Here is a 26985-nt window from a genome sequence, read left to right on the forward strand (position 1 = left end):
ACCTCTCCTCTTTATTTTTATATTATCATTATTTTTTATTTTAATATAATATTAATTATATTTTTTTTATTAACAACAAATAAAAAGATAGATAACGGGGGGGGGTAAAGGGGCATGAGATCCTAACCTAAGGAGTCGGTCTTAATTTATTGATTTAAGAGCTAAAATACTTAGCTTTACTTTTTAGGCATATCTTTTCCCTAGAGTATTAATGATGGTTTCATCATCCGGATAAACTTTGGATCATTTTTTAATGATTCACTTGCAAATTGAAGTGCAGAGCTATCTTGCTGGACAGCAGTAAGGACAACCTTGCTGTCATTTTTTAAAGTCTCACTTGCAAATTGAAGTGCAGAGCCATTTTTCTGGACAGCAGCAAGGACGATTTTTGGGTCATTTTTTAAAGTCTCACTTGCAAATTGAAGTGCAGAGTCATTTTTCTGGACAGCAGCAAGGACGATTTCTCGATCATTTTTTAAAGTCTCAATATTTTCATCATCCGGATAAACTTTGGATCATTTTTTAATGATTCACTTGCAAATTGAAGTGCAGAGCTATCTTGCTGAACAGCAGTAAGGACAACCTTGCTGTCATTTTTTAAAGTCTCACTTGCAAATTGAAGTGCAGAGCCATTTTTCTGGACAGCAGCAAGGACGATTTTTGGGTCATTTTTTAAAGTCTCACTTGCAAATTGAAGTGCAGAGCCATTTTTCTGGACAGCAGCAAGGACGATTTCTCGGTCATTTTTTAAAGTCTCACTTGCAAATTGAAGTGCAGAGCCATTTTTCTGGACAGCAGTAAGGATTAACTCTCGGTTATTTTTTAAAACTTCACTTGCATGCTCAAGTGCTAAGCTATCTTGCTGGACAGCAGTAAGGACGATTTCTCGGTCATTTTTTAAAATCTCACCTGCATGTTCAAGTGCTAAGCTATCTTGCTGGACAGCAGCAAGAACAATCAATCTGTCATTTTTTAATGATTCACTTGCATACTTAAGTGTAGAGCCATTTTGCAAGACAGCAGCAAGGATGACCTCGTGATCATTTTTTAAAGTCTCACTTGCAAACTGAAGTGCAGAGCTATTTTTCTGGATAGCAGTAAAGATTAACTCTCGGTTATTTTTTAAAACCTCACTTGCGTGCTCAAGTGCTAAGCTATATTGCAGGACAGCAGCAAGGACGATTTTTGGGTCATTTTTTAAAGCTTCGCTTGCAAATTGAAGTGCAGAGCCATTTTTCTGGATAGCAGCAAGGACGATTTCTGGGTCATTTTTTAAAGCCTCACCTGCATGCTCAAGTGCTAAACTATATTGCTGGACAGCAGCAAGAACAATCAATCTGTCATTTTTTAATGATTCACTTGCATACTTAAGTGTAGAGCCATTTTTCTGGACAGCAGCAAGAACAAGCCCGGTGTCATTTTTTAATGATTCACTTGCATACTGAAGCGCTGAGCTATATTGCTGGGTAGCAGCAAAGAAGAACAGTCGATCATTCCTTAAAATTTCATTCATGAATAGAAATGCAGAGCTATTTTTTTGGATAGCAGCCAGAATGAATTCTTTATCACTTCGTAGGTGCTCTTTAATATATTCAAGTATCCATGCGTTTTGTCTAATTGCATCAAGGATCTTGGCCTGATCATTTTTAATAGAGTTCAATAATCCAGGTTTTTTATTGTCATTTATAGATGAAGGTAGCTTTTTCCAAAGCCTAGAGATCGCATCAGCAAAGAGAAGACGTGAAATGGCATTTTTATTACCGGGCTCTAATAATTTTTGCCTTTGTTGAGTTAGTAAGTGATACTCTTGATCTGTCACTGAAGAGATATGAAAAAAGTAAGAAGGATCATTTAAATTAAGATTGTTGTGATGGGTGAATTTCCAATCTGAAAATAACCGTTTAAGAATCTCTTGATACTTTACTGTAGAGCTTCCCAAGTCAGATCCTAGAGGAGAATTTAGAAAAGAGTAAATAATTGCTAAGAATGTATGTTCATTAAAATAAGGGGGCAAGTCTTTGCATGCCACTTCTTGCGATATGAGCATATATAAGAGAGTTTCTCCAAGAGGAAAGTTTGGTCTGATAGAGGATAAATCTGATGTGAGTTGATTCGTGATGAGATTGACTCGTTCATTCCACTCTTCCTTTCCATAGATCTTTTCTATTTGAGCAATTTGATTTTGAAGGGATTCTCTTAAAGAAGAAACGGAGTCTAAAGACAGGGTGTGAGATAAGAAAACTTCATCAAATTGATCTTTCTTTTTAACCGTATTTTCGATGTCTTTTAAAGTGATCACAGCTTGCCCTGCGGCTTTAATTCCTTGATACAACTCCTCAATAGTATTTTGCATAAATTCCCTAGAAATTTTTCGTTGCTTTAGTGTTTTAAATAGGGAAAAAATACCATATGGAATGGCAAGGGGAATCAGTAAAACAATTTCTACTCCTTTGGAAAGCTTTAGCTCCTTTTCTGCGCTATTTAATCGTTCCTGATGTTCTTTTTGAAGCGATTCCCAAGCTTCTTTGATTTTATCAGGGTGCGCATTTGGAGGAATTCCTTTAGACAATGTGAGGATATAGCTTCTTAATGAGGCCCATTCCCGCTCAGCTTCTTGACTCTTAAGAGTCAGGTATTTTGTTTTGAGCTCTTTAATGATCTCTTCTGCAATGAGAAGGCAAGAGATCACTTCATTAATATATCCATTGATACAGTCTGTGATGACTTTCTTATCATATTGCCTAACGATCACAGGATCCATGCTTTCTAAATGTAAAAATTCTCCAATCTCTGGATGAGATTTCTCTAATAGGGTATTGATTAAACTTGTTTCTAAAATCCTTTGGCCAAATGCTTCAATTTCTTTTGAAATATTTTTAGAGATAGAGGTTAACGAAAAGGTTGAAAAATTTTGTTTCTCTTCAATTACCTTTTTTAAATTATTAGTAAAAAGAGTTTCTAAAAGTCTTTCATCAGCTGCATCTAAGGTGTTAGAAATCCTCGTAGATTCTGTTTTTGTTTGCACCTGGAGTGTTTGGATAATCTCTTTTAATTGCTCTTGATTTGTGAGATCTTTAAGAGAAATGACATTCTTAATCCCCGAATGTTTTTTAAAGGCCTCTTCTTTTTGGATAAGATTCTCGGAGTGCCTAGATTTTTCTTTTGTATCAGGAAGGGCCTTCTCAGAAGAGGCGGGTCTTAACTCTTGAAGCTTAGATAGTTTTTCTTTAAGGATATTTACCTGATCTTGAATCGCAGGAACAGCCCCTGCAAAAGGCTCTAAAGCTTGAATTTGCTGAATGAGATTTTTCTCCTCTTCACTGGGAGATAAGAGTTCTTCTTTTTGCCTTTTTTCAATAGCTTGGATATTAATGAAATCGATATCTTTAGAATATTTTGTCAGCCCTAATATACAGTGATCTAAGGTTCCAAGCACCCTTTCTAACCGCTTTCCTAAAAGATGCAGATGCGTAAATCTAGCTTCAGTATCTGTGATGGAGGTCACAAGAACGATCTGAGGAGAGTATTTTCTCGTTAAAGACCTAAGTGTTAGTTCAATAGCAAGTGAAATCACCTCACCATGCGTATCTGCAAATCCAGGGAAATCCACTAGGACAAGGTCGTCTTTTACAGTTGTATTAGGAAAAAGGGTGCAAGATGTTTCTGTATCATTTCCAATGAGGTTTCCTTCATCAGTAGAGGATTGATAAGCTCCATCTTGAAAGGTCATCTCATCTCCTCGTAAGTAACAAAGAGTAGTCGATTTTCCAGATCCAGTATTCCCTAAGAGAAATACGGTATTTGAGCTACCTTGAGGTATGATCTTGTCTATTTTTGAAAAAACTGCCTTTCTAAATTCCAAAATAATTTTAGAAAAGGAGGAAAATGAGAGGTTTTCTATGGCAGCAGATCTTTCTACTTTAGTTGAAAGTGCTTTCATAGAGATGAGATGGTCATAGAGGTGAAAAAAGCCTTCTTGAAGAATCTCTTCAAGATAAGAAGGGTAGAGAGAGGCATTTAGCTCTCTTAACTGCTGTAAGCTAGCTAGTTTTTGCTCTCGTTGTATATTCTTTTGGTATTCATCAAATTGATCTTTTTTCGTTTGCAATAGGGCAGCAATATCTGAAGAATGGCTCTTTCCTAGAAGGGCCTTAACATCTGCCTCAAAAAGTTCCCCTGATTTACAAAAAGGAAGATGTGTAGCGATCTCCCTCATTTTTTCTAATGTCAAGTTCATGGGAGCGCAAAAAGAAGTATTAACTTCACTTAGAGGAGATATCTTCCACTGCTGTAGATGGTAGGCAGTGATGATCTCTTCAGCTGAGATTTGACTGCTTTTCATCGCTTCTACTCTCTGCACTAGGTTATGTAAAAGAGCTGAAGAATTGGGATTAGAGGAGCTTTCACTTTTGTTTTCTAGTTGACGTATCGTTTGATATGCTTTATTTAGATGGGTCACATCATGACAGCAGAGAGTCTTTTTTTGGAGGATATCTTCAATGAACTTAATTCCTGCTTCAAGCGTGTGAAAGGAAGGGGCAGAGTTTCCATTTTGACTACAATATTCACGTGAGGAAAAGGGAGAAAATGTGGGATTCATTAGGATAGGTCCTTAAAAGAGAGTTTACTTACTTGGATCATACCTCTATGGATTTTAATACGTCAAGAATAGCTTTAAAATTTGATTTTATTCATTGCTATCCAGGGTGGCGTGAAAACGAATAGAGATAAGGCTGTCCTCTTAAAATCTTGTTTTCATGCTTTATTGAGAAAAGACCACCTATTTTAACAAAAGGGTTAAAGATCATCCCATGAAAGAGGTAAAATCTCTTTGAGGAAAGAAGCGTTTGTGAGCAGCATGAGGAGCCGGTCAAACCCAGCTGCCACCCCGCAGCAGGAGGGAAGCCCTTTTTCAAGCGCTGCAAGAAAATGTTCATCGAGTGGAAGAGGGGGTTTTCCTTGTTTCACTCTTTCTTTATTATTTTCTTGTAATCTGATGCGCTGCTCAAAAGGGTCTTGAAGCTCTTCAAACCCATTAGCAAGTTCAATCCCATTAAAGAAAATCTCAAAACGGTTTGCAACAGTGATATTTCCTTCTTGTTTAATCTTAGCAAGGGCTGCCCATGAAGGAGGAAAGGCATCTATGACATAGAGCCCTTTTAGCTGAGGCTCGATGATGCATCCCATGTAGTAGTAAAGCCAGGTGTCAAGATCCCAAGATAAAGAAGAGGGAGAGGGGAGTGAAGAGGTTTTAAGCGCTTGTTGATACAGCTCATCTTTTGTTACAAAAAAAGGATCAAAGTGTAAAAACTTTAAGAAAAGTTCCTGAAAACTTAAAAACTGAGGCGTTAAGGGGCCAAGAAAGAGCTGAATGAGCTCAAGAGTCTCTTCGATAAGCTTTTGTAAAGAGAAGTGATTACGGTACCATTCAATAAGGGTAAACTCAGGGTTGTGACGAGAGCTCATCTCTTCTTCTCTAAAGACATGAGAGAGTTGATACATATCCACTGGGTAGTGACATAAGAGCCGTTTCATGGCGTATTCAGGGGAGGTGTGAAGGTAGGCCTTTTGTCTTGATGCAAATGTGACTGTCATCACATCAATATGCGCATCAATGGGCGCTGATTTACTTAAGAGGGGGGTGTCAACTTCGATGACATTTCGGGTGGAAAAGAAAGTTCTGACTGTTGCGAGCATTTCTGCTCGCAATAAAAGATTTTGCAAAGAGATCAAGATTTATACTCTAGAGACGTATTCACCTGTCCGAGTGTCGACCTTAATTTTATCCCCTTCTTCAACGAAAATAGGGACTTGAATTTTTGCTCCGCTTTCAGTGATCGCAGGCTTAAGAACACGGCCAGAGGTATCTCCTCTAACACCTGGCGCTGTTTCTTTAATGATCATTTCCATGAAGGTTGGAGGAACCACTTCTGTTGGAGATCCTTTATAAAAAGTGATGGAATAGATCACTTCTTCCATGAGCCAGGTTTGATGATCGCCAATTAGAGAAAGAGGAATCTGAATTTGCTCAAACGACTCGTCATGCATAAATGTTGCAGAGTCTTGCTCAACGTAGAGAAGACGCATTTTGGATTCAGCAACATCTGCAATTTCGAGTTTATCGCCGGATTTAAAGGTTCTCTCGATCACACGTCCTGTCATCAAGTGTTTTAACTTTGTACGGTTAAACGGTTGTCCTTTTCCCGGTTTAACGAATTCATTACTGGTCATGGTGTACGGCTCGCCATCGATTTCAACTTTGAGACCGGCTTTGAATTCATTGCTATTCACTTGTGGCATGATTAATCCTTCTGTATAAGAAAAAGATTATGACAAAAAGTGCTGTTTTGGAGCAAATCTTCTCTAGGTTTAAGCCAAGGTTTATTGTGTTTAGGAGAGGAGCCTTAGCACAGCTTCTTCAAAGAGCTTTGGATTTTTATCTGAAGGGAGTGTAAAGAGCTCTTTACGGGTGCCTTGAGGAGTCATTTGTTCTGTTTTTAAAGTGTGAGAGCCAAATTTAAGAAGCGTATACCGTTTTTGAGACGCTACAACTTGGATACGGCAAAGGTGATATAACCAAAGTGTGGGAGGCGGGGGCGCTCCAAAGCGGTCTTTCATCTCCATAAAAAGGGTCTCCACTTCTTCTAACGTATGCGATTCTCCAAATCTGTGATACATCTCAAGGCGTAAAGAGCTTTCTTGAATGTAGGTTTCAGGGATCTTCGCGTCATAGTTAAATTCCATCTTGGTTTCAAAAAAAGAGGGCTCTTGCTGTTTTTTTAAAGCAAGAACTGCTTGTTTAAGAAGCTTACAGTAGAAGTGAAATCCAATGGTTGAAACTTGTCCTGACTGCTGCGTTCCTAAGATGTCGCCTGCTCCTCTAATCTCTAAGTCTCTCATCGCAACTTTCATGCCGCCTCCATACCCTTTAGCCTCTAAAAGAGCATTCAGTCTTTTTCTTGCAATTTCAGGAAGCTCTCTTAACCTCGGCACGAGGAAATAGGCAAAAGCTGGTCTATTCCACCTTCCCACGCGGCCTCTTAGCTGATAGAGGCTAGAGAGTCCAAATTGATCGGCTCTATCGATTAAGATGGTGTTGGCGTTGGGGATATCAATTCCATTTTCTACAATTGTTGTCGCAACAAGAATGTCTGCTTCTCCTTGTTTAAAGGAGTGAAAAAGGGTATCCAGCTCATCTCCTGACATCTGGCCGTGCCCAGAGAGTATTTTAGCTTGAGGGAGGAGCTTTTGGAGCTCAGAGGTCACATGCCCAATGGATTCAACGCGGTTATGAATAAAATACGCCTGTCCATCTCTTGAGAGCTCTCTTAGAAGCGCGTTTGTAATCACATGAGGATCTCTCTCAATGAGAGCTGTTTTAATGGGAAGCCTATCTTGAGGAGGGGTATTAATAAGAGAGATTTCTCTTGCCCCTAATAGCGAGAGATAAAGCGTTCTGGGTATAGGTGTTGCAGAAAGAGAGATGCAATCAACGCCAGTTTTAAGCTGCTTAAGATGCTCTTTGGCTCTTACTCCAAATCTGTGCTCTTCATCAATTACAATAAGCCCTAAGTTTTTGAAGATCACATCTTTAGAAAGAAGTCTATGCGTTCCTAAGAGGATATCGATTTTTCCCTCTGATACTTCTTGAAGTATTTTTTTTACTTCTTTAGCCGTTTGAAACCTTGAGATTACTTTAATCACAACCGGGTGATTTTGCATCCGATGACAAAAGGTTTCATAATGTTGAAGAGCTAAAACCGTTGTAGGGACAAGGACAGCTACTTGTTTATTCCCATCAGCAACGGCTTTAAAAGCTGATCTCATCGCGACTTCCGTCTTACCGTACCCTACATCTCCGCAAAGAAGCCTATCCATAGGATGGGGCGACTCCATATCTTTTTTAATATGCAATATCGCCTCTTTTTGATCAGAGGTTTCTGGATAGGGAAACTCTTCTTCAAAATCTTTCATCATTTGGCTATCTTCCCTGAAGGCAAAGCCGCCGCTGACTTCCCTTTCAGCATGAAGGCGTAGTAAATCTTGCGCATACCCCACAATAGCTTTTTGCGCTGACGCTTTAGCTTTTTGCCAATTTTTGGTTCCCAAGGTATGAAGTGTAGGGATTTCTTCACTAGAGCCAATATATCTGCTGACTAAATGCGTTTGGGCAATAGGCACATAGAGTTTACTTCTTTCTGCATACTCTAAGAGAAGGTATTCGGTTTCTTTCCCTTCATGATTGGGTCTTTTTTCTATACCGAGGTATTTTGCAATGCCGTGATGAAAGTGCACGGCCAGATCTCCAACACTCAGCTCATGAAAATCAGAGGGAGGGGTGTGAGTGGTTGATCTCCACTGCTCTCTTCTCACTTTTTGTTTATGTGTGAGCTCTGTAATGGGGAAAATCACTTCATCTGAATCGTGAAAAGCAAATCCCGAAGATAAATATCCTTTAATAAATTGAGGGTGCAAGATGTGGGGGAATTCTTTGATAAACACCTGCTTTTCAGATTCATGTTCATGAATGAACACAACATTTTTTGGATTATGGTCTAAAGAAGCTGGCTTAAAGGGGTGATGATATCTAGATGTTTGAAAGGACCTATTAAAGCATTCAAAAGAAAGAGGCTGCAGTTTGTCTTTTCCTGAATAAAAAGCTCTTCCTACCGGCTGCTCTAAGGTGACAGCAGAGAGTTTTTCGATAGGCTCTTCACTCCAAAACAGCACCTTTTGTTTTTCCACATGAGAAAAGAGCTCGTTAAGTGTTAAAAGCGCCTTTGATGTCATAGAAGGAAGCTTTTGAAGAGAGACCCAGTGATTTTCAAGTGCTAGGAGATTATCAAAAATTACGGCTCCTGGGTTAAGGTAAGTAAAAAGAGATGTTTGCTCCTCTTCCACAAGCGCTTTTTCATTAGCAGGAGAGAGAAAAATCTGTTGATGTCTAGCAATAGATTTTTGACCAATAGGATCAAATGACCGAATGCTCTCTAGAGTATTTCCAAAAAATTCTAGCCTAAATGGCTCAATGGAGCTGATGGGAAAGATGTCAATAATGCCGCCTCTCACAGCAAATTCTCCCTTATCGGTCACAACTTTAGCTCTTTGATATCCAAGCTTTGTTAACATCTCTGGAAGAGCTGAAAAGGAAAGCTCCATGCCTTCTTTAAAAAGGTGAGACCCTTCACGGATTTGGTGAGGGACCGGAACTTTTTGAAGGACTGCTTGCAGTGAGGCAATGATGATGCACGGCTCTTCTCTTTGTAATAGGTAGTGAAGGAGCTTAAGCCGCTTTCCCACAATATCTTGGCTAGGGTCTAAAGACTCTCCAGGAAGCGTTTCCCATGAGGGAAACTCAAAGACAGAGTTCATCTCAAAAAAAGGGGCGTTATCCACAATTTTACACGCTTGAGGATCATCCACAATCAGTAAGATATTTTTCTGATGCGCTTTTTGAAGTAAACTTAAAAGAAGCGTTTTGGGAGCGTCCCATAGCCCTTCCATGAGAAGAGAGGGGGTCTCTAAACTTTTCTGTACAAAAGAGAGGAGTGAGGGGCTATGAAAGTTCACAGATCTTCTTAGATAGCTTGGTTAAAAATTCTTTTAGGTGCTCTGGCGCCTTGCCGCCTGCTTGAGCAAGATCTGGCTTTCCGCCGCCAGACCCTTCAATAAGAGGCAAGAATTCTTTCAGTAAAGAAGAGGCATTTAACCCTTTTTTCACAAGATCAGAAGAGATTTTGAGGATCACCTGACATTTAGAAGGAAGTGCGGTCCCCAGGAGAACAACACTTGAGGGGAAATGGTCTGCAATAAGCTGAGCGGTATCTCCTAATTCAGCAATTTCCACCTTCACTTCTCCTTGAATAAAAGGGATAGGGTGAGGTGCCTGTCCTATGTGGATGAGCCCTCTTTGGATGAGGTCTTTAGCCATCTCTTTTAAGACAGATTTTCTAGCTGCTTTTAGCTGTTGTTGATACCCTTTAATTTCAAGAGCTTGAGACTGAAGTTTTTCCTCTAAGAGCTTGACTGATTCTTTAACCCATACATCTGCTTGCTTTCCAATGACAGCTTCAATACGGCGCACGCCTGCTGCAATGCTACTTTCTTTTACAATACGGAAATACCCAATCGTGCCAGTAGATGAGGTGTGAGTCCCTCCGCAAAGCTCTTGAGAAAAGCCGATGTCAACCACTCTCACAACGGTTCCGTATTTATCTCCAAAGAACTGTTTAATCTCTCCCTTTTGCCTTGCCTCTTCATAAGACATATCATAGGTTTTGACTTTGTGATCTTCTCTAATCTTACTGTTAACAGACTCTTCGATGAGAGAAATATCTTCTTCTGTTAACGGCTTATGGTGATTAAAGTCAAAGCGGAGCCGATTAGGCTCTACAAGAGAGCCAGCTTGTTTTAAATGCGCTCCTAAAATATCCACTAAAGCAAAGTGCAAAAGGTGAGTGGCTGTATGGGCATTTTGAATCTGATGTCTTCTTGTGATATCAATTAAAGCCGTCACACTGTCTCCTACCTGAATGACTCCTTCTTGAGAGAGGACATGATGAACTGTGAGATGAGGAGGTGCCATCTTTGTTGATTGCACTTTTAAAGAGCCTCTTTCATGAAAGAGCGTGCCTGTATCTCCAATTTGTCCTCCCATCTCTTTATAGAAAGGGGTTTGATCTAAGATAATGATCCCTTCAACACCTTTTGCAATTTGCGGGACTAATGCTCCTTCTACAATGATGGCTTTCACGGTACTTTTTCCTTCAAACTGATCGTAGCCAGTAAAAAGAGAAGGAGGAACTGTTTCACTTAAGGTTTGATAAAGATCTTCTTTTACGGCGTAAGATTCTTGGGTTTTTGCTGCCTTAGATTTTTCTTTAGCCTCTTCTTCAAGGAGTTGATACGTCTCAAGATTGACAGTGATACTAGAGTCTTTAGCAATAAGAAGAATCTCTTCTAAAGGGAACCCGTAAGTGTCTTTAAGTTTAAACGCCTCTTCTCCTGTGATTTGAGGCGGAACTCTTGTTTGAGCAGCTGTTGTAATGGAAGAAAGGATGTTTCCGCCTCTAGTGAGGTTTCTTAAAAACGCCTCTTCTTCAACAGTTAACAGCTCTTGGGTACGGCTTTTGGCCATTTTGAGCTCGGGATAGTCATCTCCCATGACTTCGATAAGAGAAGGAATAAGATTGGCAAGAAACGGCTGTCCCATACCGAGTTGTCTGCCATAACGAACAGCTCTTCTCACAAGCTTTCTTAAGACATACCCTCTTTCAATGTTACTTGGCTGCGCCCCGTCTCCAATGGCAAAGGCAAGAGACCTGATATGATCTGCAATCACATGAAAAGGAGCTGCGGTAGATGGTGAGCTTGGATCATAAGGTTTTCCCGATAACCTTGCGATATCTTGGATGAGATGGCTTAAAATATCTGTTTGAAACACGTTATTCACATCCATTTTAAGAGCGACAACCCTTTCAAGACCGCTTCCTGTATCAATCGATTGTTTTGGAAGAGGGGATATGATCCCTTCGTTATTTCTATTAAATTGCATGAAGACAAGATTCCAAAACTCTAAAAACCGCTCCCCTTCTGTATCATGAAGAAGCGACTCTGCTGTGCCGTATTTAGCTCCTCTATCGTAGTAAAGCTCAGAGCAAGGTCCGCAAGGCCCTGTTTCTCCCATCGCCCAGAAATTGTCCTTTTCATCTAGCCGCACAATTCTTGATGTGGGAATAATTTGTTTCCACAGCTCATACGCCTCATCATCTTCTCTAAATACAGAAATCCAGAGCCTTTCAGGGTCAAATTCAAACACCTTTGTCGATACATCCCACGCAAAGGTAATCGCCTCTTTTTTGAAATAGTCTCCAAAGGAGAAGTTTCCTAGCATCTCAAAAAATGTTAAATGGCGGCTTGTGTGTCCCACATTCTCTAAGTCGTTATGTTTTCCTCCCACCCGGATACATTTTTGAGATGTTGTAGCTCTTGTGTAATCTCTTTGACTCTCTCCTAAAAAGACATCTTTAAATTGGTTCATCCCTGCATTGTTAAATAAAAGTGTAGGGTCGTTATGGGGAACGACAGAAGAGGAAGGGAGCAGTGTATGATGATGCTCTTTAAAATAGCGGAGAAATTTTTGACGAATAGTTTGAGATAACATGGGTATAGCGACTCCTTCAGGGGGCTCTTGATCTTAAAAAATGATAACATGAACATTTCCAGAGGTCAATTGATTGAAAAAACATCCCTCTCTTTTTAAGAGATTTTTTTTTCACTTTAAAGTTGTGCTTGCTTAAGAAACCCCGTATTCCCTATTTTTTCTCTTTAAAAAAAGGAGAATAGTCATGACAGAGACCATTAAACGGAAAGGGTATGCTTGTATCAAAAAAATTCCAGCGGATATTTTAGAGGATTTAAGCCGGGGTAAAATTGAGACGGCTTCTTTAACAGAGGCACTAGCGATCGATTTTTCCCTTCTTTTACAAGAAACGTTTCCCCAGCTTTTTGCTCAAAAGAGCCATGAGATCCAAAATATACATTCTTTAAGCTTTATGATGAGAACAAAATTTGCGGCAGCGCTTCTTTATGAACATTATGGACTCAAAATCATTGATGAACTCATTTTACACCCCTCAGATAGTGTCAGAGGGTGGGCAGCAGGAGTGATTAGCTTAAATCCAAATCTCTCTCTTGAAGAGCGGCTTGAACAGATTAAGCCGCTAGCTAGGGATCCGCATTTTGGAGTAAGAGAAATGGCATGGCTTTTACTAAGAGACCATATTGCAGAGGATATTGCTACTACCATTACTCTTTTAACGCCGTGGGTGCAAGATGTAAATCCTTATATCAGAAGATTTGCCGTGGAAAGTACAAGACCAAGAGGTGTATGGTGCTCGCATATTGCAGATTTAAAAAATAACCCCTCACTTGGACTTCCTCTTCTTGAGCCGTTAAGTCAAGATCCAGAGAAATATGTACAAGACTCTGTTGCCAATTGGCTCAATGATGCTGGAAAAACAAACCGAGAGTTTGTGCTTACATTAACACAAGAGTGGCTAAAGAACTCTTCTCATAAAGCCACAACCTACATTTGTAAAAGGGCCTGCAGAAATCTTTTAAAATAGAGAAGTTTTTCTTTTGAGCGTTGTTGAAGGGGAGGATCTTTTTAAGTTGAGTAAGGGAAGGAAAAATCCACGTGACGCCTTACCCTTCCTTTCGTTATGATGAAGTGTTACTTAAGCTTAAAATACCTTGTTAAGGAGCAAAATCGGTGGAAAAAGATCTAAAAGAGCAACTCAGTCATATTGCCCATACAATCCGGGCCCTTTCTATCGATGCAATTCAAAAAGCAAACTCTGGCCACCCCGGCCTTCCGATGGGGTGTGCTGAGTTTGGAGCGTATCTCTATGGATGCGTTTTACAGCATCATCCTAAAAACCCGAAATTTCTTAATAGAGACCGTTTTATCTTATCTGCAGGGCACGGATCGATGTGGCTCTACTCTCTTCTTCACCTTTCAGGCTTTGATCTTTCTTTAGAAGATATCACGCAATTTAGACAGCTCCATTCGAAAACACCTGGTCACCCTGAGCTGCATATGACTGCAGGTGTTGAAGCAACAACTGGACCTCTTGGTCAAGGAATTGGAAATGCAGCCGGGCAAGCACTCGGGCTTAAAATGTTAGCTGCGCAGTTTAATACAGAAAAACATGCAATCTTTAACAGCAAAGTGTATTGCTTAGCAGGAGATGGCTGCATGATGGAAGGGGTGTCAGCAGAAGCATCTTCCCTAGCTGGTCATTTACGCTTAAATAATTTAGTCCTGATCTATGATGCTAATCAAATTTGCTTAGATGGCCCTATTGAAGAGTGTTTATCTGAAAATACCAAGATGCGTTATGAGGCGTATGGATGGGAAGTGTATGAGACAGATGGGCACGATTTTGATCAGCTAGAATCGGTTTTTACTAAGCTCAAGCAGCATCAACAAAAGCCTACCCTTATCATCATGCGTACGGTGATTGGAAAAGGGTCTCCTCATAAAGAAGGGACACATAAAGTGCACGGCTCTCCTTTAGGAGAAGAAGAGATCATACTTACGAAACAAAGACTAGGTATTGAAGAAAAGCCGTTTACCGTTGCAGATTCAGTAAGGGCTTTTTTTGCAGATAAACTTCAGCAAGGAAAAGTGTTAGAAGAAGAGTGGACAAAACAGTTTCTTCTTTGGAAAGAAGAAAACCCTGAAAAATCTCTCCGTTTAGAAGTGATGCAAAACAAAACGTTACCTCAAGATTTAGAAGCGATGCTTCAAAGTCTTACTCTTGAGAGCCCTATGGCAGGAAGATCAGCGTCTCAAGCTGTCATTCAATTTTTAGCCAAAAAGCTTCCTCAACTTGTTGGAGGATCAGCTGATTTATCGTGTTCAGATCTCACCTTTATGAAAGAGTTTCCCGTCATCACCCCTTCTTCTTTTGAGGGAAGAAACATTAAATACGGGGTGAGAGAATTTGCAATGGGAACGATCGGGATTGGGCTTTCAGAGACCCAGCTTTTTCTTCCCTTTGTAGGCACATTTCTCACCTTTTCTGATTACATGAGAAATAGCATTAGGCTAGCTGCCCTTTCCTCTTCACAGGTGATCTATCAATTTACCCACGACTCCATTTTGTTAGGAGAAGATGGCCCCACGCATCAACCGGTTGAACATTTTATGACTCTTAGAGCCATACCTCAGCTTCAAGTGATCCGTCCTGCAGATAGTCATGAGGTGAAAATGGCATGGCTTGCAGCTCTTAAATACAAAGGGCCAACAGCTATTATTCTCTCACGGCAAAATTTACCCTCTTTAGAAGGGACAAAAAAAAGCTATGCGGAAGGGATGGGAAGAGGGGCTTATATTGTCAAACAGGAGAAGAAAAAAGCTGATTATACCCTCTTTGCCACAGGGTCTGAGCTCTCTTTAGCCTTAAATGTGGCAGACGCTTTAGAAAAAAAAGGTCAAGATGTAAGAGTTGTCTCCATGCCGTGTTGGGAACTTTTTAAAGTACAAGATGAGGCGTATAAAAATAGTATTTTGCACGCTCATCCGGGGAAAAAAGTAAGCCTAGAAGCTGGGATTAGTCAAGGGTGGCATCAATGGATTGGAGAGGATGGTATTACAATTAGTATCGACTCTTTTGGAGCGTCTGCCCCTCAATCAGCTCTTAGTGAAGAATTTGGGTTTACTGTTGATCAGATTTTGCATAAGCTGAGGCAATGAATGACTCTTTACTAAAAGCTCTTAGCTGCCAGCCCCAAGATAGGCCCCCCATTTGGATCATGCGCCAAGCGGGGAGGTACTTACCTGAGTACCGGCAGCTAAGAGAGAAATTCTCTTTTCAAACGCTAATTCACACACCCTCTCTTGCAGTAGAGATTACAACACTTCCCATCCGTCTTTTACATTTTGATGCAGCCATTTTATTTTCTGATATCTTGGTGATTTGTGAGGTGTTTGGGTGGTCGATTCATTTTAAAGAAGGGAAGGGAATCTGGCTTAAAGCTCCTCACATTCCTATAGAGTATTCTGTGAAAGAGACGCTTCACTATGTATTTGAGACAATTACTCTTCTTAAACAAACACTTCAAGTGCCTCTCATTGGGTTTTGCGGAGGTCCTTATACGATCTGCCGTTACATGCATAATATTAATCATGAGTGGTTAGAGAAAATCACAGCTGCAACGATTGAATATTTAGAACTTCAAATTAAAGCAGGGGTGGATGCAATCCAAATTTTTGACTCGTGGGCAGGACTTTTGCCCCCGGAGGAGTTCCAGACACTTGCGCTTCCTTACCTGAAACGATTAGTAAGTGCTGTGCAATCTAAGGGAGTGAAAGTGATTGTATTTTGTAGAGGGTCTTCTCGGTTTATTCCAGAGCTTATCAGTTTATCTCCTTCTGCAATTGGATTTGACTGGGAGAAAGACCTCTCTCAGATTATTCTTGATATTCCCTCTTCAATAGCTATTCAAGGGAATTTAAATCCTACCCTTTTAAAAGCTCCAAGAGCTGATCTTAAAAGGCAAGTTGACCGTATTTTATCAGAAGTTAAGGGGAGGCCGGGTTACATTTTCAACTTAGGGCATGGGATTGAGCCAGATACCCCTGTAGAGAATGTGAAATGGCTTGTGGATTATATCCAAGGGATTTGAGAGTCCCTTGGATATCATGGGTTAAGATCTCTTTTGCTGAGTCTATTTTAAAAATCTTGCGTGTAATAGAAAGGCGTCTCGATCTGAAAAAAAGAGTGAAGGATCATCGCTTTTAGAGAAGACTTAAGATAAGTCTCTATAATACGAGATCTTTCCCAAGGTTGTGTTTGAGCGCGCGGAGGAACCGTTTCTACATTATAGTTAAGTTTAACAAATGAGGCGGTTGTGTCAGGATCAATAGTAGAGGGTGGTTTTTGAAAAAGAGCCTGGGCTTCTTGTTGAATCGCTTCAACTCCCTTAGAAAAATGAGGTATTTGGTTATAGTCATGACTAAGTGTGATGAGATCCATATCAGCGATGATATGAGCTGGCTTCATCATTTTTTTTGTACATAACTCTCTCCAAAGATGTTCATTGGGTGACAGATAACTAAAAAAACCTGTAGGGGAATAAGGAGTACTTACTTGATGGTAAGAACTGATGGCAATGTCCATATAGGTTAAGATATCATCCCGGCTTCCACGGTATTGGGTAGGAAGCTTTTTATCACTTGAGGTCAGTTCACAAATGGCATCAGATTTTGCTTGCCAGGCATACCGTAGTTCTAATTGTAGATCTTTTAAGAGATTGTGAAGTTTGCACTCTTCATGAACTTTTTTCCATAGAGAACACAGTTCAATGATAGGAGAAGCTAAGACAAGGGATGTGGTGCTGATGATGAGATGAGGAATAACACGAGGGTTCTTTTTTAAGGCGATCAAAACAGCGATAGCCCCTAAGAAAAGAGATGTTATAGTTATCTTAAACTGATAAGCATGTAAAGGCTTAAGGGTCTGATACCATTTTTCAGCTTGAGTATAAGAATGTGTAAACTGTTTAAAATCCGTTAGGTAATCAAGTTGCGAAATAATGTGTGGTCTAGGTGGAATAGATGTCATATAAAAGCCATTTTACCAAGTTATACTGAAAGCGTAAAGCTGTCTTATTCACTTCCATTTTATACAAGATCAAAGATTTTGTATTCATGAGAATTGGATGTATCCATAAAAACTCTTTCTTTCTAAGAGCTTATTTTTTTTAAGTATTGCTGAAAAATGCACATTCCTGAAGCTGTATAGGCATTTCTATCTTAAGCTAAGACATAGTTTCTAGTCTTTAAATCCCATGCTAAATGAGCCTATTCCACTTGGGTCTTGCTTTCATATTTTTAACCTAAAATATTATTTTCTGACCAGGGTGTTATACATACACCTTTTCTCAATTTAGCATGGCTCTTTTAGAGTAAAGAGGACATTGAAATGTGATTCAATCACTTCTTAAAAAAATTTAGCCCTTTGAAATGCAATAGATCGTTGATTTTATGGGCAGAGATCACATTTTTTAAGCGATGAATAGGTTTATAGTTAAGAACCAAAAGAGCAAATTTAATTAAAATAATTTGGCCGATAAGGTTTTTAGAGCATTTTTTCATGAGATGGGACTCAGGAGTTTTACAATAGGTCACATATTTAAGTTTTGCATGGGGATTGTGCCTTCTTTCGACCTGATCAAGAAGTGCTGCAGCTTGTAAAGAGGTGATAGCAAGCTCTCCTGCTTTTTCAAGAGATAAAGAGGGATTTTCTAATGTAATTTCATGAATCTTTCGGTGAATAACACGGGTCATAATTTGGCTTGCAAGAAAATCTGTAGGGTAGAAATGCTGAGGTACGTAAAAAAATCTGTGCTCTTCTTCTTTTTGTATTAAGGTTAAAGATTCTTTAAGTATTTTTTGAATCACCTCAATATTTGGGATCTTAGAAGAAAATGCCCAGTCAGAATAGTAACTTTCAAGATCAAGAAAGTTATATTCCACTGGGCGCTGAGTCCAATGTAAAAATTCTCTCTCTTGAATGATCAAATGATCCATTTGATTTGTGTAGGGCTTTTTTAGAAAATCTTCGGCTTCTTTAAGCTTAAAAGCACTTAATCCAAAGCCGTAACAGAATAGGGCATAAGAAAAATCACGAAAGGTTTGTGAATTGATAAACATTATTGATTCCTTTATTAACAGCATACTTTCCAAACACCCTGTTCTGCCATCTCACAAGAGGAGGCATCAAACAAAGAATCGCCTCACGATTTCCTCCTGAGAGAAACCCAAGTTTTGTTCCTTTATCATAGAGAAGATTAAACTCTACTAGGGAACAAAATGTGATTAAATAATATCTTAAAACGGAGATAGAAAATTAGTCTTTTTGAATGCAATAAATCGCTTCTGTAGACGGAAGTCTTCTCAAAGTTTAGAGATCTTTAGCCTATATGGTTATCAGTTATTTTTAATGCGTCAGTTTTGAGGTAAAGGAGGTGCTAAAGTGTGAGGAAATAACCTCCTAAAAGGAAGAGAGAAAAAATTTAGCCCTCTTGAATGCAATAGATCGTTGATTTTCTTGGCAGAGATTGCATTTTTTAAGAGATGAATAGGGTTGCAATTGAGAATGAAGATTACAAAGCCCGTTATAACGATATGTCTAATAAATTTTGTTACGCATTTCTTTGTTAAATGAGATTGAATCCCCTTACAATAGGTTACATGCCTAAGTTTTGCCTGGGGATTATGCTTTCTCTCTGTCTGATCCAGAAGTACTGCAGCTTGTAGGGAAGCGATTGCTAACTCGCCCGCTTTTTCAGGAGATAATGAAGGAGATTCTAAGGTGATTTCATAAATTTTGCGATAGATAACACGGGTCATAATTTGGCTTGCAAGAAAATCTTTAGAATAAAAATGTTGAGGGATATAAGAAAATTTGTGTTCTTTTTTGATTAAGGATAAGGATTCTTCAAGTATTTGCCCAATCACATTGATATTGGAGATCCCAGAAGAAAATGCCCAATCAGAATAATAACTTTCCAGATCAAGATAGTTATAGGCAGGATCAATCTGATTCCATCGATACATTTCTACCATTTGGATACGCACAGGATCAGCATGAGTATTTTTTATAAAAATGGCAGCTTCTTTAAGACTTATTGCACTTAATCCATATCCATAACAAAAAGAAGTGTAAGCAAGATCACGAAATGTTTGTAAATTGATAGACATCTTTTTCTCCTTTTTAAAAATTTATTTGCCAGGCATAAACTGACCTAGTCAATTCATCATAATCATCATGACTAATTTCTTTTCGAGCTCTCATCTGCCTAAAATGCACTTGAGCTACGGTTGCTATGGACTCCATAATTTGTTTAGTCTCATAGCTTAAGTTAAGTATCCGAGTTTTGACTTCATCTGTAAACAGATGTTGTGGAAGGAGATATTCAGATCGTTGAACTGTATGAATGGTGTATTGCACAAATTTGATTAGTTTCAAAGAGATAGGCCAATCAAAGCGGAGCTCATTTTGTCCTATTTCCCCACGGCAATTAGGGCATGTAGAGTGTGATAGTTGCCACTCAGAAATTTGAGATAAACTAAAGGTATGGTTACAAGGGGTTATGACAGGATGGGAAAGAAGATTTTGGGAAATTGTATCGGTGAGTTCAGCAGCTGTATTTCTATCAATAAAGTCTGTATTGGAAAGGAAGTATTCAAAAGCCTCTTGAAGGGGTTCTATAGCGCGATACCAATTTTGAACAGGCTCCACTTTAATTAAAAGCCGATTAGGGGATACAACTCTATCGCTTTTGAGTTCATCTCTGATTCTCAAAGATCCTCCAACTGCTCCAGTAATCAGGCCACTATAGACCACTTTTTTTAATATAGATTTTTTAAAAAGAGACTGAATTGTTTTTAATCCACCTCCATTTAAAATAGAAAATAGACGGACTGTCAGCTCAAATCCAGAACCTACTAAAAACCCCCACCCAAAATGGTTAGCTCCTGTTTGTAAGAGCGGGCGAGTGTTATCAAAGAGAAGCGCGAAATAGCTGGTATTTTGATTAGTGATAATTTTTTCAATGCAAGGGTTTCCTTGCATAAAAGTAATATAATCTAAATTTAATCTTAAATGAGTTCTTGCTATTGTCATAACAATTCCTAGTTTGAAGATAGCACTATTATTAATATCAAATGACATTTTTTGTAAATGGAGTAAATGGTTTCTCGTGTTTTTAAAGATTCAATTGCATATTGTATCGAATTAATTTAATTGAGCTAATCTATCTTCTTTATTGTATATTGGGATTTTTACCACTTCACAACAGGAGGCATAGAACAAAGAATCGCCTCAGGATTTCCTCCTGAGAGAAACCCAAATTTTGTTCCTTTATCATAGAGAAGATTAAACTCTACATAGTGAGCCCGTTTTTTAAGCTGCACTTCTTTATCTAAAGGGGAAAAGGGGAGTGAAATTCTTCTTTGGTAAATAAGCATAATGGCAGGAAGAAAACTTAAAGCAATGGATTTCCATAATCTGAAGTCTTCTTCAAAGTTTAAAGAGTGTAGCTGATCAAAAAAGATACCTCCCACACCTCTTTCTTGACTCCTGTGGGGAATAAAAAAGTAGTCACTAGCTGCTTGTGAATAGTTCTTATAAAGTGAAATGTCAAAGGCATCTAATGTCTTTTTTGCAGTTTGATGAAAGTGTGCTGTATCTTCATCATAAATAAAGCCCATAGGCGTTAGATCATACCCCCCTCCAAACCACGCTTTATCTTCAGTTTCAATGTACCGCATATTCATATGCACAGTTGGGGCATGAGGATTTTGCATATGCGTAATGAGGCTAACTCCTGTTGCAAAAAAGGGAGTCGGAGTTTCATAAAGAGGAAGAGAGGGCCCTTCTACTCCTGACCAGTTCACAGCAGCTTTTTCAAAAACATCTCCGCGAAGGACATTCATTTCACCGCCACCACCTGTTTTGTGGCTCCAAGGTGTTAACATAAACCGGTGATGAGGTTCAAATGTTTCAAAAGAGGTGATAATGGAGTCTCGAAACGTTTTTAGGAATTGAATTATTTTTTGACGATTTGACATAGTAAGCTCAGTATGCCAAAACCGACAATTATTATCTTGGGGGGAGGGATTTCAGGGCTCACATTAGCCTATACCCTTCTTCCTTACATGCATTTATTCAATCTCCATCTCATTGAAAAAGAAGAGACTGTAGGAGGTTGGATGGGAACAGATCACTCCACAGGTTTTTTCTTTGAGAAGGGGCCTAGAGTGTTTCGGAAAGATCGATCACACCATCTTTTATCTCTTATTCACAGATTAGGGTTAAGTGAAGAGGTGATCAATGTCTCTCCTCAGGGACGAAAAAGATATGTCTGGGACGGAGGGCGTTTAAAAAAAATGCCTCAGCTCTCTTGGGGTCTCATTAAGGGGATATTCCGGGATTTAAGAGAACCTCCTTCTTGCAGTCATGATGAATCTGTTTGGGATTTTGCTTGTAGACGGTTTAATGCTGAAGTAGCAAGTGAGATCTTTGATCCGGTGGTGACAGGAATTTATGGAGGAGATAGTAAACACCTCTCTTTTCAGTCGTGCTTTCCTTTATACGCTAAGTTAGAGTGTAAATATGGATCTTTAATCAAAGGGATGATCAAAGAGAGAAATTCTTTTAACTCCGCCTTATTTGGGCTTAAAAGAGGGACAGAGTCGCTCATTAATCAGTTAAAAATGAAACTCACTTCCTATCTTCATCTTCAAGAAGAGGTTTTAGCCATCACAGAGATAGGAGATCAATTTGAAATAAAAACATCTCAAGGCGTGTATTTTGCAGATCATCTCTTTAGCGCGCTTCCTCCTCAGGTAATCGGAAAGCTTTTAATCCCAGAACTGTGTCAAATTGCTCTTAAGGGAGTAGTGGCTGTTCATCTTGGCTATCATCAAAAAGTATTACACCAAGAAGGGTTTGGATACTTAACAAGAATGAGTTCGCAAGAAGAGGCAATGGGAGTCATCTTTGACTCCAATGCTTTTTTAGAGCATAACAAGACTGAAGAAGAGACAAGGCTTACTGTAAAGCTGAAAGATGAGACGCTCTCTGATGAAGAAGCCGTAGCTTCTGCCCTAAGAGTTATTCATAAGCATTTAAAGATCAAAGCGACTCCAGATAAGGTTTTAATCACAAGAGCAGAAGGTGTATTTCCTCAGCTTCATGTGGGGTACTCTACATGGATTCAAGAGGTTTTACATATCATGCAGCAAAGATCTCCTTACTGCACTCTATCAGGAAATTACTTAGAAGGAGTGAGTGTCAATGACTGTATTGCCTATTCACAAAAAATGGCTCTTCAATATCTACAAAAGAAAGGAATAGTATGTAGTACCCCTTAGGGAAGTTATTGCGACTCTTATCTAACTCTTTAAAACGATTTTTTTGGAGCAGGATTTAACTCATCTTTTGGATTTAAAATTTCTAAAAATTATCAAAGAGTTAAGGAGAGCTCTATACGAAAAAGCTTCTCAAGCTGCACTTTTACCCCATATGCATCAACACCTTCTTCGATATATCTTTGGATGAATGCGTCATAATCATACACTATATGATTGTAGATTACAGGACTATTTGGTACATCTTGAAGATAAGGGCAAATATCTGTGGGTAATAATTTCCTTTGAGCAGTAGGAAGATGCTCCCAAGCTGGAACAGATAAACGCCTTTGATACAAATTCCAAGGATCCCAAGTAGCCAGAAATACCTCGAATGAGCTTTCAGAGACTTCTTGTAAAATCTTTCTCCCCATGCAATCTATTTCTTCATCAGAAATTGACACACCTCGTCTAAAGATCATCCCTTTAGTCTCTATTGGAAGATTTAACATTTTTTGTAATCTAATATGAAATGCCATATACACTTCAACTTCATCAACAAAGCGAAGTGACTTGATATACAGTTGGATCTTTTTATTCAGCTCTTCTAAGTGAAAAAAACCTTTTCCTACACTTTTAAGCTCTTCGATAGTCACAGATGGTTGTTTAAGCTCACGTAGTTTTTGATAAAAGCCAATAGTATCTAAGGTAGCTCTGATACGGTCATCACAAGAAGAGAGTCCTTGGTGGATGAGAAAAGCGGTATGATGACACATTTTCTCATCTTCACTCATGAGCTGCATCATATGTAATACACGGCTTGCAAGCTGTCTTCTAGTAGATAGATTATAAAAATCTGCAGTCCCCGTCAGACGCTTAAGAAAGTGCAAGAGATTTTGGTGATCTTGAACTGAGGTAAGAGTTAGATGGAGATGATAACATACTTTTTCAAGATCTAGAGATGTTTCCTGCACTCCTTGGTTTTGCCAAAACTCAAGAGCGGGGAGGAGTGTTTCAAAATGGGTCATGTATTTTTCTGCAGCTTGCCTAGAAAAATAAAACTGAGCACCTTCAATATTGCGAGTAGCTTCTTGTAATCTAGTTATAATGGTAGGTGAGAGTCTTAATTCTGTGAGATATATGGGGCGTATATTTCCATTAGAAGCCCGGCCTAGAGTAGCTACCCAGTTGGGTAAAGATGTGAGATTACAACATCTAGCTAAGTCTAACCCCCCACCAAGTGTTACTTGAGTAGGTAAAGTCGTAAGAGCTGTACATCTGAGAAGCTTAAGAGATCCACCCACTTTAAGTCCGTTAGGTAAAGTCGTAAGAGCTGTACAGTCCGAAAGATTAAGATCATGTTTTACCTCAAGTTCTTGAGGGAGGAGTGTAAGAGATGTACAATCTGAGAGATCAAGATAGCCGTTTACTTTAATCCCGTTAGGTATTGCCACAAGGTTTTTACATTTAGAGAGGTTAAGATTAGATCCTACGACAACTGATGCAGGAAAGGATATAAGAGCTGTACAACAAGAGAGATTAAGCTCATTCCCGACTTCAAGATTTTCAGGAAGAAATTGAAGAGATATACAGTTAGAGAGGTTAAGATGCCCTCTTACTTTAAGCTCCTTAGGTAAGGCTGTAAGAGCCTTACAATAAGAGAGATTAAGCCCATGTCCAACCTTAAGTTCTTGGGGTAGAAGTGTAAACCCTGTACAATAAGACAGGTCAAGATATCCATTTACTTTGAGCTTCTTTGGTAAAACCATAAGGGCTTTACAATTAGAGAGGTTCAGATCTTTTCCAATCTCAAGTTCTTCAGGAAGAAATTGAAGAGCTATACAGTTAGAAAGGTTAAGAGAGCCATTTACTTTAATCCCTTTTGGAAAAGTCGTAAGAGCCTGACAATTAGAGAGATCAAGATCTGTTCCTACCTCAAGATCTTCGCATAAAAATATAAGGGCTGTGCACTTAGAGAAATTAAGAGAACCTCCCACTTTAAGCCCTTTAGATATGGCTACAAGAGCCTTACAATCAGGGAGTTCAAGATTACGACTTACCTTAAGATCCTCAGGAAGAAATTGAAGAGCTGTGCAGTTAGAGAGGTTAAGAGACCCTCCTACTTTAAGCCCCTTAGGTATTGTCATGAGAGCCTGATTACCAGAAAGATCAAGATCTTTTTCTACCTCAAGGTCTTCAGGGAGAAATGTAAGAGATGGACAGTTAGAGAGGTCAAGAGACCCTCCCACTTTAAGCCCCTTAGGTATTGCTGTAAGAGCTATACAATGAGAGAGGTAAAGGTTATCTTTCACTTCAAGCTCTTCGGGGAGAGATGTAAGAGCTGTACAATAAGAGAGTTGAAGGAAGCTCCCCACTTTAAGCCCCTTAGGTATGGTTGTAAGAGCTCTGCAAGCACAGAGCCCAAGCCAGTATTTCACCTCAAGTTCTTCGGGGAGAAGTTGAAGAGACTCACAATTATAGAGTTGAAGAGAGCCTCTCACTTTAAGCGCATTAGGTAAAGACATAAGAGACTTACAACCAGAGAGATCAATGTTTTTTTTCACTTCAAGATCTTCAGATAAAAGTGTAAGAGCGATGCAATTAGAGAGGTTAAGAGAGCCCCCTACTTTAAGCCCCTTAGGTATTACTGTAAGTTTCTTACAATTAGATAGGTTAAGATCATGTTCTACTTCAAGATCTTCAGATAAAGATGTAAGACCTATACAATTAGAGAGGTTAAGAGAACCCCCTACTTTAAGCTCGTTGGGTAGTGCTATAAGATTTTTACAATTAGAGAGGTTAAGATCATGTTCTACTTCAAGATTTTCAGACAAAGATATAAGACCTATACAATTAGAGAGATTAAGAGAACCCCCTACTTTAAGCCTATTAGGTAGCGTGATAAGATTTTTACAATCCGAGAGATTAAGATCATGTTCTACTTCAAGATCTTCAGATAAAGATGTAAGACCTATACAATTAGAGAGGTTAAGAGAACCCCCTACTTTAAGCTCGTTAGGTAGTGCTATAAGATTTTTACAATTAGAGAGGTTAAGATCATGTTCTACTTCAAGATCTTCAGATAAAGATGTAAGACCTATACAATTAGAGAGGTTAAGAGAACCCCCTACTTTAAGCTCGTTAGGTAGCGTGATAAGATTTTTACAATCCGAGAGATTAAGATCATGTTCTACTTCAAGATCTTCAGATAAAGATGTAAGACCTATACAATTAGAGAGGTTAAGAGAACCCCCTACTTTAAGTCCATTAGGTATTTCTGTAAGAGTTATACGATCAGAGAGATTAAGATCATACCCTACCTCAAGTCCTTCGGGTAGAGATGTAAAAGATGTACAATTAGAGAGGTTAAGAGAACCCCCTACTTTAAACGCCTGTGGTAAAGACATAAGAGACTTACAACCAGAGAGATCAAGATCTTGTCCTACCTCGAATTTTTCAGGAAAAAATTTAAAAGATGTGCATTTAGAGAGGTTAAGATGGCCATTTACTTTGAGTCTCTTGGGTAAAGCTATAAGGGTATTACAAGAAGAGAGGTTTAGATTGTTTCCTACTTCAAGCTCTTCAGGGAGGATTTTAAGAGCTATGCAGTAAGACATGTTAAGAGACCCCTTTACTTTAAGTCCTTTTGGTAAAACTTTAATAGCTGAGCAACTAGCAAGAACAAGGTCGCCCCTTATCTCAAGTCCCTCAGGTAGATGTATAAGATTTTTACACTTAGAGAGATTAAGAGATCCTCCTACTTTAAGTTCCTGTGGTAAAGAGATAAGTGACTTACAACCAGAGAGATCAAGATTTTCTCCTACATCAAATCTTTCAGGGAGAGAGATAAGACCTGTGCAATCAGAAAGATTAATATTTTTTTTCACTGCTAGTCCTTCAGGAAGAGATGTAAGAGCTATACAGGTAGAGAGGTTAAGATAGCCATTTACTTTAAGTCCCTTAGGTATTGTCGTAAAAGCTATGCATTTAGAGAGGTTAAGATCATTTCCAACTTCGAGTTCTTCAGGAAGAGATATAAGACCTATACACATAGAGATATTCAGAGATCCATTTACCTTAAGTCCCTTTGGTAAAGTTATAAGTTTTTTGCAATGAGAGAGCTGGAGATTTCCTTTCACTTCAAATATTTCTGGGAAAGAGAAGGGTTCAGAGATATTAGAAAAAATTACATTACCCTTTACTTTGAGATTTTGAGGTAAAAAGTTAAAACCTCTTTCCTCAGAATTATCCATTTTTTTACCAAAAATTTCTGAAAAGGATAGGTTCTCACAGCTCAAAGAACCCTCTATCTCGACATCTTTAGATTGTAAAAGAGCAAAATGATTTATATTAGAGGGGCAAATTTTTACATTGTTTCTAATAACAATTCGGCTTGGTAAGTCTTCCGCAGTCGCTAATTGATCTAATTCTTCTGCTAAAATAACCCGAGTAGACTCCCTATGTTGAAGGTTATCAGTGTATGTGTAAGCGTTAATAAGATTTGAAATATGCATAGCAACCTTTAATGGTATTTTTTACGAATTAATTTTAATACACAT

At 38.9% G+C, this 26985-nt stretch carries 16 protein-coding genes and 1 pseudogene; 4 read left to right on the forward strand and 13 right to left on the reverse strand.

The window, feature by feature from the left end:
* Positions 1-200: 200 nt before the first annotated feature.
* The 6 genes from ACI7T6_RS00700 to alaS form a co-directional block, all read right to left on the reverse strand.
* Positions 201-488, reverse strand: coding sequence for a DUF4116 domain-containing protein (locus ACI7T6_RS00700; protein ID WP_404666118.1), 288 nt, complete (start codon positions 486-488; stop codon positions 201-203).
* On the reverse strand, positions 476-4600 hold the full coding sequence (locus ACI7T6_RS00705) for a DUF4116 domain-containing protein (protein ID WP_404665680.1): 4125 nt from the start codon (positions 4598-4600) through the stop codon (positions 476-478). The genes ACI7T6_RS00700 and ACI7T6_RS00705 overlap by 13 nt, the downstream gene beginning before the upstream one ends.
* A gap of 197 nt (positions 4601-4797) precedes the next feature.
* The gene (epmA, locus tag ACI7T6_RS00710) at positions 4798-5733 is read right to left on the reverse strand and encodes an EF-P lysine aminoacylase EpmA (protein ID WP_404665681.1); all 936 of its coding nucleotides are present in this window, start codon (positions 5731-5733) and stop codon (positions 4798-4800) included.
* Between the two features lie 3 nt (positions 5734-5736).
* Complete coding sequence (efp, locus tag ACI7T6_RS00715) at positions 5737-6300, reverse strand: elongation factor P (protein ID WP_404665682.1); 564 nt, start codon at positions 6298-6300, stop codon at positions 5737-5739.
* A 90-nt stretch (positions 6301-6390) separates the two neighbouring features.
* Positions 6391-9570 (reverse strand): transcription-repair coupling factor, encoded by a 3180-nt coding sequence (gene mfd / locus ACI7T6_RS00720; RefSeq protein ID WP_404665683.1) that lies wholly within the window; start codon positions 9568-9570, stop codon positions 6391-6393.
* Positions 9557-12163 carry an alanine--tRNA ligase gene (alaS, locus tag ACI7T6_RS00725; RefSeq protein WP_404665684.1) on the reverse strand — a complete coding sequence of 869 codons (2607 nt, stop codon included), beginning with the start codon at positions 12161-12163 and terminating at the stop codon, positions 9557-9559. Before alaS ends, mfd begins: the two co-directional genes overlap by 14 nt.
* A gap of 184 nt (positions 12164-12347) precedes the next feature.
* Between alaS and ACI7T6_RS00730 the strand changes: the two genes are divergently transcribed.
* From ACI7T6_RS00730 to ACI7T6_RS00740, 3 genes are all read left to right on the forward strand, one after another.
* The gene (locus tag ACI7T6_RS00730) at positions 12348-13127 is read left to right on the forward strand and encodes a DNA alkylation repair protein (protein WP_404665685.1); all 780 of its coding nucleotides are present in this window, start codon (positions 12348-12350) and stop codon (positions 13125-13127) included.
* 146 nt (positions 13128-13273) lie between these two features.
* A complete protein-coding gene (tkt, locus tag ACI7T6_RS00735) occupies positions 13274-15262 on the forward strand; it encodes a transketolase (RefSeq protein ID WP_404665686.1) in 1989 nt (662 codons plus the stop codon).
* On the forward strand, positions 15259-16194 hold the full coding sequence (locus tag ACI7T6_RS00740) for a uroporphyrinogen decarboxylase (protein ID WP_404665687.1): 936 nt from the start codon (positions 15259-15261) through the stop codon (positions 16192-16194). The genes tkt and ACI7T6_RS00740 overlap by 4 nt, the downstream gene beginning before the upstream one ends.
* A 47-nt stretch (positions 16195-16241) precedes the next feature.
* On the opposite strand, the gene ACI7T6_RS00745 is transcribed toward ACI7T6_RS00740, so the two are convergent.
* The 6 genes and pseudogenes from ACI7T6_RS00745 to hemF all read right to left on the reverse strand — a co-directional run bounded on the left by ACI7T6_RS00745 (position 16242) and on the right by hemF (position 21145).
* Complete coding sequence (locus tag ACI7T6_RS00745) at positions 16242-17132, reverse strand: hypothetical protein (RefSeq protein ID WP_404665688.1); 891 nt, start codon at positions 17130-17132, stop codon at positions 16242-16244.
* A gap of 371 nt (positions 17133-17503) precedes the next feature.
* Positions 17504-18223 (reverse strand): hypothetical protein, encoded by a 720-nt coding sequence (locus tag ACI7T6_RS00750; protein ID WP_404665689.1) that lies wholly within the window; start codon positions 18221-18223, stop codon positions 17504-17506.
* A gap of 46 nt (positions 18224-18269) precedes the next feature.
* Positions 18270-18371: pseudogene (locus ACI7T6_RS00755) on the reverse strand (coproporphyrinogen III oxidase); the annotation flags it as partial.
* Between the two features lie 146 nt (positions 18372-18517).
* Positions 18518-19273 carry a hypothetical protein gene (locus tag ACI7T6_RS00760; RefSeq protein WP_404665690.1) on the reverse strand — a complete coding sequence of 252 codons (756 nt, stop codon included), beginning with the start codon at positions 19271-19273 and terminating at the stop codon, positions 18518-18520.
* Positions 19274-19286: 13 nt separating this feature from the next.
* The gene (locus ACI7T6_RS00765; protein WP_404665691.1) at positions 19287-20198 is read right to left on the reverse strand and encodes a U-box domain-containing protein; all 912 of its coding nucleotides are present in this window, start codon (positions 20196-20198) and stop codon (positions 19287-19289) included.
* Positions 20199-20356: 158 nt separating this feature from the next.
* The gene (gene hemF, locus ACI7T6_RS00770; RefSeq protein ID WP_404665692.1) at positions 20357-21145 is read right to left on the reverse strand and encodes an oxygen-dependent coproporphyrinogen oxidase; all 789 of its coding nucleotides are present in this window, start codon (positions 21143-21145) and stop codon (positions 20357-20359) included.
* A gap of 12 nt (positions 21146-21157) precedes the next feature.
* On the opposite strand from hemF, the gene hemG reads away from it, so the two are divergent.
* The gene (gene hemG, locus ACI7T6_RS00775; RefSeq protein ID WP_404665693.1) at positions 21158-22450 is read left to right on the forward strand and encodes a protoporphyrinogen oxidase; all 1293 of its coding nucleotides are present in this window, start codon (positions 21158-21160) and stop codon (positions 22448-22450) included.
* Between the two features lie 92 nt (positions 22451-22542).
* Here the strand turns inward: hemG and ACI7T6_RS00780 are convergent, their stop codons facing one another.
* Positions 22543-26940: an NEL-type E3 ubiquitin ligase domain-containing protein gene (locus tag ACI7T6_RS00780; protein ID WP_404665694.1), complete on the reverse strand. Its 4398-nt coding sequence runs from the start codon at positions 26938-26940 to the stop codon at positions 22543-22545.
* Positions 26941-26985: the final 45 nt, after the last annotated feature.

The sequence above is a fragment of the Rhabdochlamydiaceae symbiont of Dictyostelium giganteum genome, assembly GCF_964291045.1.
In the GTDB taxonomy this organism is placed as follows: Bacteria; Chlamydiota; Chlamydiia; order Chlamydiales; family Rhabdochlamydiaceae; genus PALSA-1444.

Bases quoted from the DNA above. Each gene is read 5' to 3' on its own strand.
- ACI7T6_RS00705 (WP_404665680.1), bottom strand. From the start codon at position 4,600: ATGAATCCCACATTTTCTCCCTTTTCCTCACGTGAATATTGTAGTCAA.
- efp (WP_404665682.1), bottom strand. From the start codon at position 6,300: ATGCCACAAGTGAATAGCAATGAATTCAAAGCCGGTCTCAAAGTTGAA.
- alaS (WP_404665684.1), bottom strand. From the start codon at position 12,163: ATGTTATCTCAAACTATTCGTCAAAAATTTCTCCGCTATTTTAAAGAG.
- ACI7T6_RS00730 (WP_404665685.1), top strand. From the start codon at position 12,348: ATGACAGAGACCATTAAACGGAAAGGGTATGCTTGTATCAAAAAAATT.
- ACI7T6_RS00740 (WP_404665687.1), top strand. From the start codon at position 15,259: ATGAATGACTCTTTACTAAAAGCTCTTAGCTGCCAGCCCCAAGATAGG.
- ACI7T6_RS00745 (WP_404665688.1), bottom strand. From the start codon at position 17,132: ATGACATCTATTCCACCTAGACCACACATTATTTCGCAACTTGATTAC.
- ACI7T6_RS00750 (WP_404665689.1), bottom strand. From the start codon at position 18,223: ATGTTTATCAATTCACAAACCTTTCGTGATTTTTCTTATGCCCTATTC.
- ACI7T6_RS00760 (WP_404665690.1), bottom strand. From the start codon at position 19,273: ATGTCTATCAATTTACAAACATTTCGTGATCTTGCTTACACTTCTTTT.
- ACI7T6_RS00765 (WP_404665691.1), bottom strand. From the start codon at position 20,198: ATGACAATAGCAAGAACTCATTTAAGATTAAATTTAGATTATATTACT.
- hemF (WP_404665692.1), bottom strand. From the start codon at position 21,145: ATGTCAAATCGTCAAAAAATAATTCAATTCCTAAAAACGTTTCGAGAC.
- hemG (WP_404665693.1), top strand. From the start codon at position 21,158: ATGCCAAAACCGACAATTATTATCTTGGGGGGAGGGATTTCAGGGCTC.
- ACI7T6_RS00780 (WP_404665694.1), bottom strand. From the start codon at position 26,940: ATGCATATTTCAAATCTTATTAACGCTTACACATACACTGATAACCTT.